Below are 14,304 nucleotides of genomic sequence, written 5' to 3'. Positions count from 1 at the left end.
GTCGTCGCCAATGACAGTCGTTGTTGCGTTCGTAAGCCGCAAGGGCGGCGTGGGAAAATCCACGTTGGCCCGCGCGCTCGCTACCGTCGGTGCTCGCCGCGGCCTCAGCACGGCCCTCGCCGATCTCGATCCGGTTCAGCGCACCGCCACGCGCTGGCAGCGCCTGCGGGAAAAGCATCAGGTCTTTCCGCCGCTGTCCGTCGAGGCTCACGGCAATGTGGACTCCGCAATCGCCATCGCGGGGGAGGCGGATGTCGACCTTCTCGTCGTCGATGCGCCCGGCAACGCGCCGGCAGCGACGATGGAGATCGCCAGCGTCGCCCACTTCATCGTCCAGCCGTCGGGGGCGTGCTTCGATGACCTGCAGCCGGCCGTCGAGCTGTTCTACGAGTTGAAGGCGTCCGGCATTCCCAAATCTCGCCTCTACATAGCCCTGTCGCGCATCCTCGACGAGAACGAGGAGGAGGCGGCACGCGCCTATATCGAGGTCGCCGATTTCAACCTGCTCCCCGGCGCCGTCGTCGAGCGAGCGCGCTACCGCGAGGCGCACAACCACGGCATGTCATTCATCGAGAGCCCCGGCGAGGACCTGAACGGCCCTGCCGCCGCCACGCTCGGCGCGCTGCTGACGAAGATCATGCGCAAGCACCGGCTGCTGCGCCCGCAGCGCGCGCAAATTGCGGCCACGCAGGCGCCCTAGCCGTCCCTCCTCACGCGTCAACGATCGAACTCCAGACCTCCGCCCGCGTCGGCGAGGCGACGGCGGCGATTGCGAGCGCCGTCCCGCCGAGGGTGAGCTGACGGCGCCGGGCATTTCCCGAATTTGACGTGGCCAAGTTCCCATTGCTATCTGTTACATTATATCAGCGGCAGGACGAAGCCGAAGCGGGACTCATGAAGGTACTTATCGTCGACGATCACCCCATCGTGCTGGCCGGCTGCCGCGCGTTGCTGGCCGAGACCACCGACATGCACATGCTCGAGGCCCGCGACGCGGCCTCCGCGCAGGAGGCGTATGCGGCGCATCGGCCGGATGTGGCGGTCATCGACATCAACCTCCCCGACATTTCCGGCTTCGAGCTAGCGCGCCGGTTGCTGGTCCGCGACCCGCGGGCGCGGGTCCTCATGTTCAGCATGAACGACGATCCGATGTTTGCCGCCCAGGCTATCGAGGGTGGCGCCAAGGGGTACTTCAGCAAGAGCGACGACCCGCAAGGCTTCATCACCGCAATCCGCGATGTCTACGCGGGCGGCCACTCATTGCCTCTGGACATGGCGCAGAAGATTGCTTTTCTGCGCAACGCCGGAGAGTCGGTGGTGCTGTCGTCCCGCGAGCGCGAGGTCCTGCGCCTTCTCGCCAAGGGCAAGAGCATGTCGGAGATCGCTGCCCTCATCAACGTCTCCTACAAGACCGTCGCAACGACGTGCTCGACGCTGCGCGGCAAGTTCAGCGCGCGCACGCCGATGCAACTCATCCGCATTGCCGTCGAGCAGAAGATCGTCAGCGCCCCGCTCGCCTTTCTCTTCGTCGAGCTCGAGGTCGCCAGCGGCTTCGCGGCCATGCTGCTTATCTAGGCGCTGCCCGCGCGCACACCCCCACAGCCGAATTGTGTTATGCTGACGCCGGCATTCGCTGACGGAGGCGCACTTTGTACAGCGCGGCGTGGCGGCAGGCGAACTACCGGTTCGCCGACTTGAAGGAGCTGCTGGCGAAGGCGACCCCGCCACGCTCGGGCGACGTGCTCGCCGGGGTCGCGGCCACGAGCGGCGAGGAGAACGTGGCCGCCAAGATGGCGCTGGCCGACGTACCGCTGAAGTGCTTCCTCAGCGAGTTGGTCATCCCCTACGAGAGCGACGACGTCAGCCGCCTCATCATCGACGGGCACGATGCCGGCGCCTTTGCGTCTGTCTCCCACATGACGGTCGGCGCCTTCCGCGACTGGCTCCTGTCCGAGGCGGCCACGACCGAAGCGCTTGCCCGAATCGCCCTGGGGATCACGCCGGAGATGGCCGCGGCGACATCGAAGATCATGCGCAACCAGGACCTGATCCTCGCGGCGCGCAAGGTCGAGGTCGTCAGCCGCTTTCGCGACACGCTCGGCCTTAGGGGGCGCATGGCCGTGCGCCTGCAGCCCAACCATCCGACCGACGACAAGCGCGGCATCGCCGCCTCGATCGTCGACGGGCTGATGCTCGGCTGCGGCGATGCGGTAATCGGCATCAATCCCGCGAGCGACAACGTGGCGACGATCCTCGATCTCATTGCCATGCTCGACGACATCATCCGCCGCTTCGACATCCCGACGCAAAGCTGCGTCCTGACACACGTCACCACGTCCATCGAGGCGATCGCGCGCGGTGCACCGGTCGATCTCGTCTTCCAGTCGATCGGCGGCACCGAGGCGGTCAATGCCTCGTTCGGCGTGACGCTCGCCATGCTGCAGGAAGGCCGCGAGGCCGCGCTGTCTCTCAAGCGCGGCACGGTCGGCGACAACGTCATGTATTTCGAGACCGGCCAGGGGTCGGCGCTCTCGGCGGAAGCGCATCACGGCGTCGATCAGCAGACGCTCGAAGCCCGCGCCTACGCGGTGGCGCGCACCTTCAAGCCGCTGCTCGTCAACTCGGTCGTCGGCTTCATCGGACCTGAGTACCTCTACAACGGCAAGGAGATCATCCGCGCCGGGCTCGAGGATCACTTCTGCGGCAAGCTCATGGGGCTGCCGATGGGCTGCGACGTCTGCTACACGAACCACGCCGAGGCCGACCAGGACGACATGGACGTGCTGCTGATGCTGCTTGGCGCCGCCGGCGTCACGTTCGTGATGGGCGTGCCCGGCGCCGACGACATCATGCTCAACTATCAATCGACCTCGTTCCACGACGCGCTCTACGTACGCGAGGCGCTCGGGCTGCGCCGCGCGCCGGAGTTCGAGGCATGGCTCGCCCGCGTCGGCCTCGCCGACCATGAAGGCAAGCTGCTCGCCGAGCCGGCGCAAGCATTGCTCGAGCATGTCCGGGGGCTCGCCGCATGACGAACGACGCACCTTGGTCGGCGCTGCGGCGCTTCACCGACGCGCGCATCGGCCTCGGCCGCGCCGGTGCCGCCCTCCCCATCAAGGAAGTGTTGAGCTTCGCCATGGCGCACGCGCAGGCGCGTGATGCCGTCACGACGCCCATCGACTGGGCACCGATCGAGGCGGCGCTCATAAAGCATGGCCTATACAGTCAACGCGTCGACAGCGCCGCCGGCGACCGCGATACATACTTGCGGCGCCCGGATCTGGGGCGCCGCCTCAGCCCCGCCTCGCGCCAGCGCCTCGCCGCGGCTGAGCACACCAACCCCGGCCTGCTCATCGTCGTCGCGGACGGGCTATCCTCGACTGGGGTTGCGGCCAACGCCGTCGAGGTCATCGCCGAACTGCTGCCGCTCGTGCGCAAGAGCCGCTGGACCATGGGTCCGGTCGTGCTCGCAAGCCAGGGACGCGTTGCGCTCGGCGACGATGCCGGCGAGGTCCTCGGCGCGCGCGCTGTCCTCGTTCTGATCGGCGAGCGACCCGGACTCTCCTCGCCCGACAGTCTCGGTGCTTACCTTACGTTCGCCCCGCGCGTCGGCCGCAAGGATGGAGAGCGCAACTGCGTCTCGAACATTCGCGCCGGGGGCCTCGGCGCCAAGGCCGCGGCGTTCAAGATCCACTGGCTATTGCGCGAGGCGTTGCGGCGTGGACTTACGGGCGTCGCCTTGAAGGACGAGAGCGTCTACCAGCTCGACGATGGAACGGCGGCGTCTCGCCCGGCCCTCGGCCGCTAGGGCGGCTGCGAAGAAGCAGCCACCCTCGGCGGTCGTCAAGTGCGGGTCGCCACTTCTCAGTGGTGGTGCTTCTTGTGCTTGAGCTTTTTGTGCCTCTTGTGATGCTTGTAGAGCTTCACCTTCTTGTGCTTCCTGTCGCGCTCGAACAGCCTGTCGAAGGTGGCCTGGTGCACGTCGCTCGCCGTGGCGCGCTGAGCGGCGCCGACGCTAATCCCCGCGTTCGCCTGCGGCACGAGCAAGAGCGCCAACAGAGTGGCGCCTAGCGCCAGAATTCCCGTCCGTCGCATTCGTCTTCTCCTTCCAGAATTGACCCCCACCGCGCGGCATCGCCGCCGGGCTTCGAAAGCACCGGGAACGCGGTTGGATTCTTCTGATCGGCCCCCGTGCCGCCCGAGTCATACAGTCGCCTTCGCGGGGCCCTAACGAAGAAGAACTGCTAAGTTTCGCTACAGGATCGCGGTCGTCGCCAGCCCCTCAACAGCATGCGGCGCGATTTGCTTATTCACTGCAATTGCAGGTATTTGAGCTGGGGGCAGCACTGTGCTGACTAACCGATGGGGGCGGACGGCGACATGACGAGCGAAGCCATACCAGGGCGCCGACGCGCCCTGACACGTGAGGAACGCAAGGTCATCATCGCCTCGTCCGCCGGCACCGTCTTCGAGTGGTACGACTTCTATCTCTACGGCGCCCTCGCCTCGATCATCGGTGCGCAGTTCTTCGCCGCCTACAGCGTGACGCAGCAGAGCATCTTCGCGCTGCTCACCTTCGCCGCGGGTTTCATCGTCCGTCCGTTCGGCGCCATCATCTTCGGCCGTCTCGGCGACATCGTCGGCCGGAAGTACACGTTCGTCGTCACCGTCGTGCTCATGGGCGCGGCGACGTTCCTCGTCGGACTGCTACCCACCTATCACACGATCGGCGTCGCGGCGCCCATCGCGCTGATCGTCCTGCGCATGCTGCAGGGCCTCGCTACGGGTGGTGAATACGGAGGCGCCGCCGTCTACGTCGCCGAGCACGCGCCGCACAACCAGCGTGGGTTCTTCACCAGCTGGGTCAACACCACGCCGACGCTCGCCCTGCTTCTCTCGCTGGTCGTCATCATGTTCACGCAGATCGCGCTCGACGCCGGCTTCCCGCCCGTCGAGCAGCCCGACGGGACGACGCTCAGCGCCTTCAAGGCATGGGGCTGGCGCATCCCGTTCCTACTCTCCGCAGTCCTTCTGCTCATCTCTCTCTACGTGCGCTTGCAGATGCAGGAGAGCCCCGCGTTCCAGCGGATGAAGGCGGAAGGCGCCGCCTCGGCGCAGCCGCTGCGCGAAGCGTTCGGCGAGTGGCGTAACATCAAGATCGGGCTAATTGCCCTGTTCGGGCTCGTCGCCGGACAGGCGGTGGTCTGGTACACGGCGCACTTCTACGCGCTGTTCTTCATCCAGAATATTCTGCAGGTCGACCAGTTCACCACCAACGTGCTGGTCGCCTGGGCGCTGATCGCCGGCGTCGGCTTCGTCGTCGCGTTCGCGAGCCTATCGGACCGCATAGGTCGCAAGCCCTTGATCCTCGGCGGCTGCCTCCTCGCGGTCCTCACCTACTTCCCGCTGTTCGAGCATCTGACGCGTACGGCCAACCCGGCACTCTACCGCGCCCAGAGCAACGTCGAGGTCACCGTCGCCGCCGATCCCGCCGACTGCGCCTTCCAATTCAACCCCACCGGCAAGGTCGCCTACAGCTCTTCGTGCGACATCGCCAAGGCGGCGCTCGCTCAGCGCGCCGTGCACTACCGTAACGAGGAAGCTGCCGCCGGCACCGTCGCCAGCGTCCGCATCGGCAAGGTCCAGCCCATCGCCGCTAGCGATGCAGACTTCGCGGTGAAGGTCGCGACCGCGCTTGCCGCCGAGGGCTATCCAAATCCCGGTCACGCGGAGACAGTGAAGATCCCCATCGACCCCTCGGCCGGTCTCGCCAACGTCGCCAAGGTGTTCGACATCTGGAGCGCGCAGAAGCTGACGATCATCGGCATCCTCGTGCTGCTCATCATGTTCGCGGCAATGACCTACGGGCCGATCGCGGCGGCGCTCGTCGAGCTGTTTCCCACGCGTATCCGCTATTCCGGCATGTCGCTGCCCTATCACATCGGCAACGGCTGGTTCGGCGGACTGCTGCCCGCCACCTCGTTCGCCATCGTCGCAGCGACCGGAAATATCTATTCGGGGCTGTGGTACCCGGTCATCGTCGCCGGCGCGACGGTGGTCATCGGCCTGTTCCTCGTGCCCGAGACGCACAAGACGGTCGACGAGTACACGCGCAGCTGAGCGGCCCTAGGCAGCCTTGAGCGCCGCGACAACGGTCGCAATGATGGTTGGCCCGCAGTACGGCTTGTCGACGCGCAGGTGCCCGCGATCGGCGATGCGCAAGCCCTGCTCGCCGTAGCCAGTGGCGAAGACGAACGGGGTCCCGACACTCTTCAAGGAATCGGCGATCGTCGCCGACGTGCGCCCCGAACCGAGGTTGACGTCGAGCACGGCGACGTCGATGGCGTTCTCGGCAATCAGCTTCGCCGCCTGGTCGGCATCGTGCGCCGGGCCGACGACGGTACAGCCCGCCTCTTCGAGTATGTCGACCAGAACCATGGCGATCAGAGGCTCGTCCTCGAGCACCAGAACCCGTTTGCCCGTCAAAGCTTCCGTCATGCTCTTGCCTCGAGTGGTAATGCCAGACGGCATTTGAATCCGGCAGGCTGATATTCGCAGGAGTAGGCGGCTCCCGACTGCGCCGCGAGGGAGGTCAGCAGCCGCGAGCCGAACCCCTTGTGACTGGGCGGGCTGACCGGCGGACCGCCGGCCTCGCTCCACGACAGGTGCAGCCGCGCCGAAGGATCCGGGTCGACCTGCCAGGTAAGCTCGATGCGCCCTTCGTTGTTGGCGAAAGCACCGTGCTTGACCGCGTTGGTGACGAGCTCGTGCAGTGCCAGCGTCACCGACAGCGCGTCGCGCGATGTCAACAGCGTGTCGACGCCCGACAGCGAGATGCGCTGCGCGGCCTGCTGACTGCGATGCGGCGCGAACGTGCTCTCGAGGATGTCGCGCAGGTGCGCACCCTCCCAGCTGCTGCGCGTCAGCAGGTTGTGGCAGGTGGCGAGCGCCTGGATGCGCGACAGGAAGCGGTCCTTGTCGGCGGTCTGGGCGCCGTTGAGGCTCTGCAGGGCGATCGCCTGCACCGTCGTCAGCATGTTCTTGACGCGGTGATTGAGCTCCTGGATGAGCAGGCCCTGCGCCTCCTCGGCTTTCTTGCGCTCGGTGATGTCGAGTGTGAGACCCGCGAGACAATCGGACTGGCCGTTGTCGCCGGCGACGAAGCGCCCCTGGTCACGCACCCATCGGGTCACCCCGTCGCGGCGCTTGACGCGGAATTCGGCCTCGTAGTCGCCTCGCCCGGTCACCGCGGTCGTCCACGCTTCCATGACGCCTTGCCTGTCGTCGGGGTGGATCTCCTCCAGCCGCTCCTCCACCGTCGCGGTGGAATCGACCGCCGGCAGTCCCATGATGGCGTTGAAACTGGCGTCGCGCTGGCTCATCTGCGTGGCGAGATCCCGGCGCCAAGTCCCCATGCGCGCCGCGCTCAACGCCTGGCGCAACCGCTCCTCGCTCTCGCGCAACCGGTCCGTCGATTGCTCGAGCTCGGCCGTGCGCTCCGCCACGCGGCGCTCCAGATCAGCCGCAAATTCCTCGAGCTGGCGATTCTTGCGGTAGAGCTCGGCGAAGATGCGCACCTTGGCGCGCAGGATCTCGGGGATGACTGGCACCGGAACGTAATCGACCGCACCCGACTTGTAGCCGCGGATACGATCGAGGTCGGTCACCTGGATGGCCGAGATGAAGATGATCGCGGTCTTCTCGTAACGGGGATGGCCGCGGATCATCTCGGCGAGCTGGAACCCGTCGAGGTCGGGCATGCACACGTCGACGAGCACGACGGCCACATCGGTCTTGAGCAAGGCGCCGAGCGCCTCGCCAGCCGAGTTGGCCTTGATCAGGTTCTCCCCCAGCTCGCCGAGAATGACCTCATAGCTCAGCAGCTTGGCTGGCTGGTCGTCGACGAGCAGAATGTTGACTGGTTGGCGAGCGGTCATCGCCCTCCCCCTAGCGATGCAGCCACATACGTAAAGCCGCGAGCAGTTGTTCGGTGTTCACCGGTTTGGCCAGATAGTCGGACGCTCCCGCCACCAGACATTTCTCCCTGTCGCCTTTCATCGCCTTGGCGGTCAGCGCGATGATCGGCAGTCGCCGCCATTTGGCCTGTGTACGGATGGCTTGCATCGTCTGGTAGCCGTCCATTTCCGGCATCATGATGTCCATGAGGACAATGGCGACGTCCGGCGTCGCCTCGAGGCTGTCGATCGCCTCGTTGCCGGTGGTGGCGGTCAAGACATTCATGCCGCGGCGCTCGAGCACACTGCTCAAGGCGAAGATATTGCGCGCGTCGTCGTCGACGAGCAGCACCGTCTGGCCGACCAGATCGTCATCCGACTCGTGCAGCCGCTCGAGCATGCGCTGCTTTTCGGCAGGCAGCTCGCCGACGATGCGGTGCAGGAACAGCGCCGTCTCGTCCAGCAGACGCTCGGGCGATTCAACGCCTTTGACGACGACGCTGCGCGCCATCGAGCGCAGCCGAGCGTCTTCCTCCGCCGAAAGCTCGCGACCGGTAAAGACGACAACCGGGATCGCAGAAAGCGCCTCGTCCTTGCCGAGCTCCTCCAGAACCTGGAAGCCCGACATGTCCGGCAACTTGAGGTCCAGCACCACGCAATCGCACTCGTTTGTGCGCAGGAAATCAAGCGCCTCTGAACCCTTCGAGGCGGTAGCGATATCGATGTCGTCGTGGTTCAGAAGCTCGCGGATGCCGAGCCGTTCGGCCTCGTTGTCCTCCACCACCAGGAGCTGCTTGCGCCGCGGGACGGCGAAATCCTTGATGCGGTTGAGCGCTTCGCGCAGGCCATCGACCGTCGTCGGCTTCGTCAGGAACGAGAACGCGCCCTGTGCCAGGGCGTGCTGACGATCTTCGTCGAGGGTGATCATTTGCACCGGGATGTGGCGCGTCAGCGGGTTCTGCTTCAGCTGACTGAGCACGCTCCAGCCCATCATGTCGGGCAGGAACACGTCGAGGGAGACAGCGTTGGGGTTGAACTCGGTGGCTAGCGCCAGCGCCTCGGCGCCGCGTTGCGCGACCAGCACCTTGAAGCCGTTGTCGTGCGCCAGATCCATGAGAATGCGCGCGTAGTGCGGATCGTCCTCGACGACGAGCAGCACCGACTCCCCAGGAGCCAGGTTGTCGCGATCGTCGGCGATCGATTCGACGGTCCGCTCGGGCGGTCGCAGCTGCTGCGCGTCGGCGATCAACCTCGCCCTCGCGCCCGTATCCTCGACCAGGGTCACCGACGGTCCGATGTAGCTCTGCGGCAGAAACAGCGTGAAGGTCGAGCCCATGCCGGGGGTCGAGCGCAGCTGGATCTCGCCGCCCAAAAGCGTCGCCAGCTCGCGGCTGATGGCGAGGCCGAGGCCGGTGCCTCCGTACTTGCGGCTCGTCGAAGCGTCGGCCTGCTGGAACGCCTCGAAGATGATCTTCTGCTTTTCGGGCAGAATGCCGATGCCGGTGTCCGACACCTCGAAGGCGATGACGCTCGACGACTTGCTGAGCACCGGGTGGTCCGGGTTCCAGCCGGCTGCAGCCGCCGAGGTGGTCAGCCGCACGCCGCCGTGCTCGGTGAACTTGAAAGCGTTGGATAGCAGGTTCTTCAGCACCTGCTGCAGGCGCTTGGAGTCGGTGATGATGCTGCGGCCGAGGCTCGGATCGAGTTCCAGATCGAAGGAGAGGTGACGGCCCTCCGCCTCGTGACGGAACGGCCGCGCCACCGTGTCGAGCAGGTTCGTCAGGTACAGCTCCTCGGCGTCGACCGAAACGGTGCCGGACTCGATCTTCGACAGGTCGAGGATGTCGCTGATGAGGTTCAACAGGTCGCTGCCGGCGCCGTGGATGGTGCGCGAGAACTCGACCTGCTTGTCGCTGAGGTTGCCGTCGGCGTTCTCGCTGAGCTGCTGGCCGAGGATGAGGATCGAGTTGAGCGGCGTACGCAGCTCGTGGCTCATGTTGGCGAGGAATTCCGACTTGTATTTCGAAGTCAGCGCCAACTCGGTCGCCTTCTCCTCGAGAGCTCGCCGCGCGTGCTCGATTTCCTGGTTCTTCGCTTCCACCTCGACGTTGCGCTCGGCGAGCTGCTGCGCCTTCTGCTCCAGCTGCTCGTTGGTCTTCTGCAGCTCCCTCTGCTGCGCCTGTAGCTCTCCGGCGAGCTCCTGGCTCTGCTTCAGCAGGCCTTCGGTCTGCATCGTCGCCTCGATCGAGTTCAAGACGATGCCGATGCTGGCCGTGAGCTGGTCGAGGAAGCTCAATTGCGCCTGGTCGAATTCGCGCAGCGAGGCGACGGCGATCACCGCCTTGAGCTGATCCTCGAAGGTGACGGGCAGCACCACGACGCTGCGCGGCAGCGCCTCGACGAACGACGGCCCGACGCGCACGGCGTTCTCGGGAATATCGGTGATGAGGATGCGGCGCTTCTCGACCGCGCACTGGCCGATGAAGCCGTCGCCCAAATCGATCTCGCGCGGATAGCCGCGCTCGGGGTGATCCGCGTACTTGCCCAGCAGCCTGAGGCCCGGCGCGTCGTCGGCAACCATCTGATAGATGACGCCTTGGTGGCCCCGCACCAGCGGCACCAGCTCCGACAGAAGCATCGTGCCGACCGTCGTCAGATCGCGCTGGCCTTGCAACATGCCGGTAAAGCGCGCGAGGTTGGTCTTCAGCCAGTCCTGATCGGTGTTGCGCTCCGTCGTCAGGCGGAGGTTGTCGATCATGGTGTTGATGTAGTCTTTTAGCTCGGCCACCTCGCCGCGGGCGTCCACCTGAATGGAGCGGGTGAGGTCGCCCTTGGTCACGGCGGTCGTCACCTCAGCGATGGCGCGCACCTGGTTGGTGAGGTTGTCGGCGAGCAGGTTCACGTTGCCCGTCAAATCCTTCCACGTGCCGGCGGCGCCAGGCACGTTCGCCTGACCACCGAGACGCCCTTCGACGCCGACCTCGCGCGCCACCGTCGTCACCTGATCGGCGAAGATGGCGAGCGTGTCGGTCATGTCGTTGATCGTCTCGGCAAGGGCCGCAACCTCGCCCTTCGATTTCACCGTCAGCTTCTGCTTCAGGTCGCCCTCGGCGACCGCGGTCACGACTTTCACGATGCCGCGCACCTGTTCGGTGAGGTTGGCGGCCATGACGTTCACGGTGTCGGTCAGGTCTTTCCACGTTCCGGCGACGCCTGGCACCTGCGCCTGTCCGCCGAGCTTGCCCTCCGTGCCCACCTCGCGGGCGACGCGCGTCACCTCCGAGGCGAAGCCGTTGAGCTGATCGACCATCGTGTTGATGGTGTTCTTCAGCTCGAGGATCTCACCCTTCACGTCGACGGTGATCTTGCGCGAAAGGTCGCCACGCGCGACGGCGGTCGTCACCTCGGCGATGTTGCGCACCTGGGCGGTGAGGTTGCCGGCCATCGAGTTGACCGAGTCCGTCAAGTCCTTCCACGTGCCGGCGACGCCCGGCACCACCGCCTGACCGGCGAGACGGCCTTCCGTGCCGACTTCGCGGGCGACGCGCGTCACCTCGGCGGCGAAGGAGCGGAGCTGCTCGACCATCGTATTCAGCGTTTCTTTGAGCAGCAGGATCTCGCCGCGCACGTCAACGGTGATCTTCTTCGACAGGTCGCCGCCGGCGATGGCGGTCGCCACCTCGGCGATGTTGCGCACCTGGTCGGTGAGGTTCGACGCCATCAGGTTGACGTTGTCGGTCAAGTCCTTCCACGTGCCGGCAGCGCCCGGCACCTGAGCCTGGCCGCCGAGTTTGCCTTCGGTGCCGACCTCGCGCGCAACGCGCGTCACCTCGCCGGCAAAGCCATTGAGCTGATCGACCATCGTATTGATGGTCGCCTTCAGCTCGAGAATTTCGCCCTTCACGTCGACGGTAATGCGCTTCGACAAGTCGCCGCGGGCGACGGCCGTCGTCACGTCGGCGATGTTGCGCACCTGGGTCGTGAGGTTGCCGGCGAGCAGGTTGACGTTGTCGGTCAAGTCTTTCCAGGTGCCCGCGACACCCGGCACGTTCGCCTGGCCGCCGAGACGCCCTTCGGTGCCGACCTCGCGCGCGACACGCGTCACCTCACCGGCGAAGCGGTTGAGCTGGTCAACCATGGTGTTCAGCGTTTCCTTCAGCTGCAGGATCTCGCCGCGCACGTCGACGGTGATCTTGCGCGAAAGGTCGCCGGTGGCGATGGCTGTTGCCACCTCGGCGATGTTGCGCACCTGGTCGGTAAGGTTGCCGGCCATCGAGTTGACCGAGTCCGTCAAATCCTTCCACGTGCCGGCAACGCCCGGCACCTGCGCCTGGCCGCCAAGCTTGCCTTCGGTGCCGACCTCGCGCGCGACGCGCGTCACCTCAGCAGCGAAGGCGTTGAGCTGATCGACCATCGTGTTGATGGTCTCTTTGAGCTGCAGGATCTCGCCCGAGACGTTGACCGACACTTTCTTCGACAAGTCGCCCTGGGCGACGGCGGTCGCCACCTCGGCGATGTTGCGCACCTGGCCGGTGAGGTTCGAGGCCATCGAGTTGACCGAGTCGGTCAAGTCCTTCCACGTGCCGGCGACGCCGCGCACCACGGCCTGACCGCCGAGCTTACCTTCCGTTCCGACCTCGCGGGCGACGCGCGTCACCTCGCCGGCAAAGGCGTTGAGCTGATCGACCATCGTGTTGATGGTCTCCTTGAGCTCGAGCACCTCGCCACGCACGTCCACGGCGATCTTCTTCGACAAGTCGCCATTGGCGATGGCCGTCGACACCTCGGCGATGTTGCGCACCTGCGTCGTGAGGTTCGACGCCATCGAGTTGACCGAGTCCGTCAGATCCTTCCACGTGCCGGCGACGCCGCGCACCTCGGCCTGGCCGCCGAGGCGGCCTTCGGTGCCGACCTCGCGCGCGACGCGCGTCACCTCGCCGGCGAAGGCGTTGAGCTGATCGACCATCGTGTTGATGGTCTCTTTGAGCTGCAGGATCTCGCCCGAGACGTTGACCGTGATCTTCTTCGACAGGTCGCCGCCGGCGATGGCGGTCGACACCTCGGCGATGTTGCGCACCTGCGCCGTCAGGTTCGACGCCATCGAGTTGACGTTGTCGGTCAAGTCCTTCCACGTGCCGGCGACGCCCGGCACCTGCGCCTGGCCGCCGAGCTTGCCCTCCGTGCCCACCTCGCGCGCGACGCGCGTCACCTCGCCGGCAAAGCCGTTGAGCTGATCGACCATGGTGTTGATGGTGTTCTTCAGCTCGAGGATCTCGCCCTTCACGTCCACGGTGATCTTGCGCGAAAGGTCGCCGCGGGCGACGGCCGTCGTCACCTCGGCGATGTTGCGCACCTGAGTGGTCAAGTTGGCGGCGAGCAGGTTGACGTTGTCGGTCAAGTCTTTCCAGGTGCCGGCGACACCCGGCACCACGGCCTGGCCACCGAGGCGCCCTTCCGTACCGACCTCACGCGCCACGCGCGTCACCTCGGCGGCGAACGAGCGGAGCTGATCCACCATCGTATTGATGGCTTCCTTCAGCTGCAGAATCTCCCCGCGCACGTCGACGGTGATCTTCTTCGACAAGTCGCCCATGGCGACCGCGATCGTCACCTCGGCGATGTTGCGCACCTGGGCGGTCAGGTTCGACGCCATCGAGTTGACGCTCTCGGTGAGGTCTTTCCACACGCCGGTCACTTCCGACACCTGCGCCTGGCCGCCGAGCTTGCCGTCGGTGCCGACCTCGCGCGCCACGCGGGTCACCTCCGAGGTGAACACCGAGAGCTGCTTGATCATCGTGTTGACGATGGTCGCCGAGCGGAGGAACTCGCCCTCCAGCGGGCGCCCGTCCACATCGAGACGCATGGTTTGCAACAGGTCGCCCTGGGCGACCGCGCGGATGGTGCGGGTGACCTCGGTCGTCGGCCACAGGAGGTCGTCGATCAGCTGGTTGATCGACGTCTCCATGCCGCCCCAGGCGCCGGAGGCTGACCCTATGCGGACGCGCTGCTTGGTCTTGCCCTCACGGCCGACGACCTGCCCGACGCGGTCGAGTTGCGTCGCCATCCGCTCGTTGGTGGAGACAATGTCATTGAAAGTGTCGGCAACCTTGCCCCAGAGGCCATCCCAATCGGTTGGCAGACGGACGGAAAAATCGCCGGAGCGCATCGCACCGAGGATACCCAACAGCTCGCGGAGCTCTGTGCTCTCAACCTTACCGTTGGTTTTCTGCAGGACGGCCGCATCCGGATACGCCTCATCGCGCGCGGCTTCGACCAGCTCGTCTTCCATCAGGCCCCTCCCAGAGCATGACAAAACAGGCGCTGCAGCGCCTGCTCGTCCGTCACCACC

9 protein-coding genes are annotated in these 14,304 nt (G+C 65.9%); 5 read left to right on the top strand and 4 right to left on the bottom strand.

Features of this window, described 5'->3' with window-relative positions:
• The first annotated feature begins 10 nt into the window (after positions 1-10).
• From GIW81_RS01040 to eutC, 4 genes are all read left to right on the top strand, one after another.
• Positions 11-700, top strand: a complete 690-nt coding sequence (locus tag GIW81_RS01040; protein ID WP_154737504.1) for a ParA family protein — start codon at positions 11-13, stop codon at positions 698-700.
• A gap of 194 nt (positions 701-894) precedes the next feature.
• Positions 895-1,575: a response regulator transcription factor gene (locus tag GIW81_RS01035; protein WP_154737503.1), complete on the top strand. Its 681-nt coding sequence runs from the start codon at positions 895-897 to the stop codon at positions 1,573-1,575.
• 74 nt (positions 1,576-1,649) lie between these two features.
• The gene (locus tag GIW81_RS01030; RefSeq protein WP_154737502.1) at positions 1,650-3,032 is read left to right on the top strand and encodes an ethanolamine ammonia-lyase subunit EutB; all 1,383 of its coding nucleotides are present in this window, start codon (positions 1,650-1,652) and stop codon (positions 3,030-3,032) included.
• Positions 3,029-3,808, top strand: a complete 780-nt coding sequence (eutC, locus tag GIW81_RS01025) for an ethanolamine ammonia-lyase subunit EutC (protein WP_154737501.1) — start codon at positions 3,029-3,031, stop codon at positions 3,806-3,808. Before GIW81_RS01030 ends, eutC begins: the two co-directional genes overlap by 4 nt.
• A 56-nt stretch (positions 3,809-3,864) precedes the next feature.
• Here the strand turns inward: eutC and GIW81_RS01020 are convergent, their stop codons facing one another.
• On the bottom strand, positions 3,865-4,095 hold the full coding sequence (locus GIW81_RS01020) for a hypothetical protein (RefSeq protein ID WP_154737500.1): 231 nt from the start codon (positions 4,093-4,095) through the stop codon (positions 3,865-3,867).
• Positions 4,096-4,380: 285 nt separating this feature from the next.
• Here GIW81_RS01020 and GIW81_RS01015 point away from each other — a divergent pair, with 285 nt between their 5' ends.
• Positions 4,381-6,120, top strand: coding sequence for an MFS transporter (locus tag GIW81_RS01015; protein ID WP_154737499.1), 1,740 nt, complete (start codon positions 4,381-4,383; stop codon positions 6,118-6,120).
• 6 nt (positions 6,121-6,126) lie between these two features.
• On the opposite strand, the gene GIW81_RS01010 is transcribed toward GIW81_RS01015, so the two are convergent.
• From GIW81_RS01010 to GIW81_RS01000, 3 genes are read right to left on the bottom strand one after another with little or no spacing between them, the layout of a single operon-like run.
• On the bottom strand, positions 6,127-6,498 hold the full coding sequence (locus GIW81_RS01010; protein WP_154737498.1) for a response regulator: 372 nt from the start codon (positions 6,496-6,498) through the stop codon (positions 6,127-6,129).
• Positions 6,495-7,937 (bottom strand): sensor histidine kinase, encoded by a 1,443-nt coding sequence (locus GIW81_RS01005; RefSeq protein WP_154737497.1) that lies wholly within the window; start codon positions 7,935-7,937, stop codon positions 6,495-6,497. Before GIW81_RS01005 ends, GIW81_RS01010 begins: the two co-directional genes overlap by 4 nt.
• Positions 7,938-7,947: 10 nt before the next feature.
• Positions 7,948-14,121 (bottom strand): HAMP domain-containing protein, encoded by a 6,174-nt coding sequence (locus GIW81_RS01000; RefSeq protein WP_407658182.1) that lies wholly within the window; start codon positions 14,119-14,121, stop codon positions 7,948-7,950.
• Positions 14,122-14,304: the final 183 nt, after the last annotated feature.

This window comes from Hyphomicrobium album, assembly GCF_009708035.1.
GTDB lineage: Bacteria > Pseudomonadota > Alphaproteobacteria > Rhizobiales > Hyphomicrobiaceae > Hyphomicrobium_A > Hyphomicrobium_A album.
This window is presented reverse-complemented; position numbering and strand designations above follow the sequence as displayed.